The sequence below is a fragment of the Actinoplanes sandaracinus genome, assembly GCF_030009775.1.
Taxonomy (GTDB): Bacteria; Actinomycetota; Actinomycetes; order Mycobacteriales; family Micromonosporaceae; genus Actinoplanes; species Actinoplanes sandaracinus.
This window is the reverse complement of record NZ_JASCTH010000075.1, coordinates 1-4,576: the sequence shown is the minus strand read 5'-3', so window position 1 is coordinate 4,576 and position 4,576 is coordinate 1. Positions and strand designations below refer to the sequence as shown.

Sequence of the window (4,576 nt, the reverse complement as noted above, 5' to 3'; positions counted from 1 at the left end):
CCCGCCTGACGTGACCGATGTTCATCTTTCATTCGATCGAGTGATCACTATCTATCGCGAACCCGCAGAACGATCTCCAAACGGACCCAACGCATAGATCAACCTAAACAGTTCATGACCGGCCTCTGATGACGGGGGTCGGGCGGCACGCCGACGCCGTGGCGGCGGTTCCCGGAGACATCGGTTCAGTGATCCAGGCGGTGCAAGGGCTGCTCATTCATGAGTCCTGGGGTGGCTCGTACGGGGTCGCGCTGAGCGATGCTGATAGGGAGACGGCGCATGTGCGCCGTACTTGCGCTCTGCTGGGCTTGGTCGGTGATCGGCCGTTGACCGTGGCCCGCGAGCCTCGGGACCGAATTCCGGTCAGTTGCCGCAGTTTCACCGTCGTGTCGGTGGCGCTGTTGCGGGCACACGGGGTGTCGGCCCCACCCCGGGCTTCTTCGATAGCCACTGGGTGATCGAGTATGCCGACGGTGGACGGTGGAAGTTGGCTGACGCACAGCTCGACGAGGTGCAGCGGGCGAGGCCGTGTCCGTACCCGAGCAGGTGTTCAACGGCCGGCGTGGGCGGGTCGAACCGCTCATGTGAGGACCGAGGAGGAGCCTTTGCCGTTTCCGACGGCCGTTCCAGTTCCAGGGAACCGGAACAGCCGCCGGGCGCCGGCCGGGGGCGAGTCCCACTGATGGGCGGATGTGCCGGCGCTTCCACCAGATGGGGGTATGCCTGCCGTACCGGCCGAGTCATGGGGGCGGCGGTTCGTCGTGCCGTTGCCGGGTGGACGTGGCGCTCCTTCGCCTCTCTGGCATCGGACCCAGCGGCGGTGAGTGGCTGTGGCGATGCCGCGCACCATATGGGCGAGGCCGGCTGCTCCCTCGGAGTCGTCAGCGCGGCGGACAGTGGTGAGGATAGGGCCGACCTCGTCGAGTTCGACACCGGCATTCAGTAGCACGAAATGCAGGACCAAGCCGCCCAGGCGGGCGTTGCCGTCGTCGTACGGGTGGAAGAACGCGACATCGAGATAGGCCCGTGCCGCGCGCGCCGCCACCGGGATCGCCAGGTCGGTGGCTTCCGCCAGGCACGACTCGTACCGTTGCTGGGTGTCGGCGTGGAGCCCGTACCGCTCCCGCTCCTTTTTGGCGAAAGCCGGGCCCCGCCGGAAACCGGGAGCCGGTATGCCGCGCAGCATCCCGTTCCAGCGGGCCGTCATGTTCGTGGTGAGGCCGGGGCTGGTCGCCGCCGCACATCGGACGTCGTCGTACGCGGCCAGGAGGAGACTTCGCCGTCGCTGGTCCTCGCCGATCCAGGCATGGGCGGTGAACCCGTCCCGGACAGCGCGAATCGGTGTTGGCAGGTGTGGGACGATGTCGCGCCACAGTACCTGCTCGCGGACTCGCAACCAGGTCGTGAGCTGGTCAGGCACTGGCTACCTGCCCGGCTAGGCGCTCGGCCACCGATGCGATGAGTTTCCGGTCCGGCTCCACCCAACTGGCGAACCGGCCGCCGATCGCGTGATCGAGCAGCTTCTCTCGCTGCCTGGGGGCGATGCCGGCCGCTTCCAGAAACCAGCCAAGGACGGTGGTGCAGCAGCCGTACCAGCCAGACTCGTACTGGGTGCGGTCGCCGACCGCGGTCACCAGGTGAGCAACCGCGCGTTCCCAGCCGTCCAGGTCGTCAACGGCCAGTGGCAGGAACCGGTCGAACCGATCCGCGATGTCCTTCAGCCAATCACGCCACTCGATCAGCGAGGCGCAGACGGCGGCGGCGGTCGCCTCCGGGGTCGTGACAGAGTGCCTGAAGCAGCACCAGTGGCCGACCGGCCCGCCGTCGAGGTCCCCCTCGCCCACCGCCCAGCGCCAGCCGACCGCCCACAGCCCGTACCGCTCGATGAAACCGATCGATATGCTTTCCAGCCACAGGTCTCGCAGGCGCCAGTCCGCCTCCTGCGCCGGGATATTGCCGGCCGTGACCAGTTCAGCGACCACGGCCGCAACCGTCGCCGGATCGAAGTCCCGCCCTCGCGGATCAACGTCCACCCAGCTCAGGCTCCACGGGAGGGCAACACCTTCGGTGAATCGCCCGGGGCTGAAACGGCTGATGCCGGGCGCCTTCACTGCCCGCCACGCCACCGGGTCTCCGGTGCTGTCGGTCGTGGCCGGCGCTGCGGCGGCGAATCGGCCGCGGGCGTCGGTGGCGAGTTCGACGGTCAGCTCGTGCCAGGCCACCACGGCTTCGGCGAGGCGGTCCACGGTCTCGTCCGGCGTCGTGATCGGCAACTCCACGTTCCACCAGATCGGGATGACGCCGCGGCCCGGGTAGTCCTCCATCACCACCGTGTGCTGCCAACCGACCGCCCAATTGCCGAGGCGCTCGACCAGGGCCTCCGTCATCCGGTCCCACCAGAAGCCGGCGAGCCGCCAGTCGGTGCCGACCGGCGGGACCTCGGTGGCCGGAGGTAGCGACCGCACCAGTTCGGCCACACCGGCCGGGTCGAAATCGGGACGGGTCGCCGGGTCGACGTCACGCCATGTGAGCAGCCGAAAGTCGGGCAGGTGGACACGGTCAGTGGGCAATGCGTCAGCCTTTCGTTGGGCAGCCGTCCAGAATATCGATTCCTCCCATGGATTCGCTACCCCGCGCACTACTGAGCTTAAGATCGGTGGCGTTGCCGAAGATCTGTCAGGCCGCATCCGCGACGAGTAGAAAGCGGGATGATCTGTCCTGCCTCTCGTTGCGACACTCGACGACCTCGCTACCCTCCTGAGGTGAACGAGGCAGCAGAGCGAGCCGCGCGGATCCGGTTCTTGCCGGAGTCGGCGCGTACGATGCTCGCCGCCGGAGCTGACGCGGACGACATAGCCAGGGAATTGCTTCGGCGCACTGATTCGCCGATCTCGGCGATCAAGGCCATTTCCGACAGCACTGGCCTGTGCTTGGCTGATGCCAAGTGGGTTGTGCACCGCAACCTGGCCCCTGGGACCCGCAATGCTACGGAGAAGTTATGGAGCGATCTGCTCGACGCTCTTGCACCGGCCCGCGAGAGTCCCACCGGGCCGGAAGCAGATCGCCCGGACTCGTGACAGGTGTTACCGGTCAGGGGCAGTAGGCCCCAGCGCCCGGGGACGCGGGTTCACCTTGGCATGCCCGTCTTGAGGAGGATGATGCGCGGGTGTGGGTCCTGTTCGATGACGAAGTAGCCGTGGCGTTCCATTCCTTCTCGTTCGGGAGTGATCGCGGCGAGAGCGATGACGACGAGGACAATTCGAAGCCGGACAGCCGCGGGGGCCAGGTGAATGGTCTCCGCGGCGCGACGAAATCACCGATCCTCCGGAGCGTTATCTGACTCAGTTCTGGCCGGCGCTCCCGGCGCCGACCGAATTGTGCGGCAGACCAGCATCGGGGCCGCGTACTGGCATCAGGTCGCACAGCGGACTCCGGCACTGCCGCCCGCGGAGGAGCGAGCTGCTGCCCGGCAGCGGGTGCGCGGCTGGACCCGCCGAGCAGCGCGCCATGGCGGCGTGGGCTGCCCGGGAAACGTGCCGCCGAGCTGGCAACGAACCCGCGAACGCCGGCCGATGCTGAAGCATGGCACACGCCGACGCGCTGTCGAGGCTGCGGATTGACGCGACGCTTACCACCGATGCTCCAGCGGGGTTTGCCAAGCCGGCGAACGCTTTCCATCCCTCGGCCACCCTCGATGCGGCGGCACACCGGCGCCCAGGTCCTGGCCGCTGAACGCACTGATCTGCCGCCGTTCGTGTGCTCGGCCTTCGGTCGGCTGTCACCGTTGGACGGACAGCGGGGGATCGCCGCCGTAGAGGGCTGCGAAGACGCGGTCCCGCAGGATCTCGTACTGCTGGCGGCATCGCCGGGGTGGGCCCGGCAGGCGTTGCTGCACCTGGCCACCGACAACGACCTCCTGAGGGTGGAACTGGTCAGCCGTCAGGTCGACCTCGCGGCCGTCGGCCAACCGATTCCAGTAGTGGTAGCCGACCTTGGCGTCTCCTGCGAAGACCTCGCCGAGGATCAGCTCTCCGCCGATCAGGTCCTGAATGATCAAGGAGGTCACTCCACATTGGCCACGGGCTGCGTTGCCGGCGTGCCAGTCCTGCACATCGTGCGGGTCACAGGTATCCGCTCCCCAGCCAGCCCGCAGCACCGGCCGCAGCGTCTCCAGGTCAACCGTGAGCGGGGTTGTTCGGTGGTCGCGCTCTCCAGATGTCACCCAGGAAGGATCGGCCCTCGACCGGGTTGAGAGTCAAGGGAAGAACGTGCCTCGGCTCCTGACCGGCCGCCGTTGACACCACCGGCGGAAGCGCTCATCCAGCCGAGAGAGGGCGTTGGCGTCGCCCTGGCGAGACCGCTGTTCGATCTCTCGTTATACGTTCATGAACGGTCCATGCCGCTGCGTATGCGCCATGTATCGCGTAGTCCATCCCAAGCTTCCGGGAGCGCCGTGTCCGCCCAGCTGATCCTGCTCGCCTTGAGTTCCCCCCGTTTCGACGGAGCGGTGGTTACCTGCTTCCGGCGGGGGCAGGGGTGAGGTTATCTGGCTCGGTCTGGGCGTGCCAGGCGGTCT

General features: G+C 67.5%; 4 protein-coding genes. 1 reads left to right on the top strand and 3 read right to left on the bottom strand.

Annotated elements, in window-relative coordinates:
• Positions 1-580: 580 nt before the first annotated feature.
• Complete coding sequence (locus QLQ12_RS46615) at positions 581-1,420, bottom strand: Fic family protein (protein ID WP_282767518.1); 840 nt, start codon at positions 1,418-1,420, stop codon at positions 581-583.
• Positions 1,413-2,687, bottom strand: coding sequence for a hypothetical protein (locus QLQ12_RS46610; protein WP_282767517.1), 1,275 nt, complete (start codon positions 2,685-2,687; stop codon positions 1,413-1,415). Before QLQ12_RS46610 ends, QLQ12_RS46615 begins: the two co-directional genes overlap by 8 nt.
• Before the next feature lie 75 nt (positions 2,688-2,762).
• On the opposite strand from QLQ12_RS46610, the gene QLQ12_RS46605 reads away from it, so the two are divergent.
• Complete coding sequence (locus QLQ12_RS46605) at positions 2,763-3,077, top strand: hypothetical protein (RefSeq protein ID WP_282767516.1); 315 nt, start codon at positions 2,763-2,765, stop codon at positions 3,075-3,077.
• Positions 3,078-3,778: 701 nt separating this feature from the next.
• Here QLQ12_RS46605 and QLQ12_RS47445 read toward each other — a convergent pair.
• Complete coding sequence (locus QLQ12_RS47445) at positions 3,779-4,222, bottom strand: YunG family protein (protein ID WP_456049099.1); 444 nt, start codon at positions 4,220-4,222, stop codon at positions 3,779-3,781.
• Positions 4,223-4,576: the final 354 nt, after the last annotated feature.

Coding starts and splice junctions, on each gene's coding strand:
- QLQ12_RS46610 (WP_282767517.1), bottom strand. CDS start 2,687: ATGCGGCCTGACAGATCTTCGGCAACGCCACCGATCTTAAGCTCAGTA.